The following is a 243-nucleotide window of genomic DNA, read 5'->3' as shown; positions in this document are numbered from 1 at the left end:
CAGGATGCCCAGCAGCGTCGGATAATCACGGTCGGCCAGCGCCATCAGGCGGACGTTATACATCTGTTCGAGCGCGCCATTGGCCTTGTTCAGGTTGAGGATGCCGATGGCGAAACCGACGATCAGCACGAAGACGAGAAAGGCGAGCACGGCAATCAGGCGCGTCTTGATGGTGAGGTTCTTGAACATGGTGGGGCCCGTTCGGGGCGAAACAGGTTGGTCGGCGGCGGGTAGGAACCTGCC

General features: G+C 60.9%; 1 protein-coding gene. It reads right to left on the bottom strand.

Annotation, left to right across the window (positions count from 1 at the left end; genetic code table 11):
• On the bottom strand, positions 1–189 hold a 189-nt coding region (locus KVT32_RS31230; protein ID WP_254637104.1), incomplete at its 3' end, for a Tar ligand binding domain-containing protein.
• Between the last annotated feature and the right edge of the window lie 54 nt (positions 190–243).

It is taken from the genome of Achromobacter sp. GbtcB20, assembly GCF_019091095.1.
Classification (GTDB): domain Bacteria; phylum Pseudomonadota; class Gammaproteobacteria; order Burkholderiales; family Burkholderiaceae_B; genus Achromobacter; species Achromobacter mucicolens.
The sequence above is the reverse complement of the archived record's forward strand: the minus strand, read 5'-3'. Positions and strand labels throughout refer to the sequence as shown.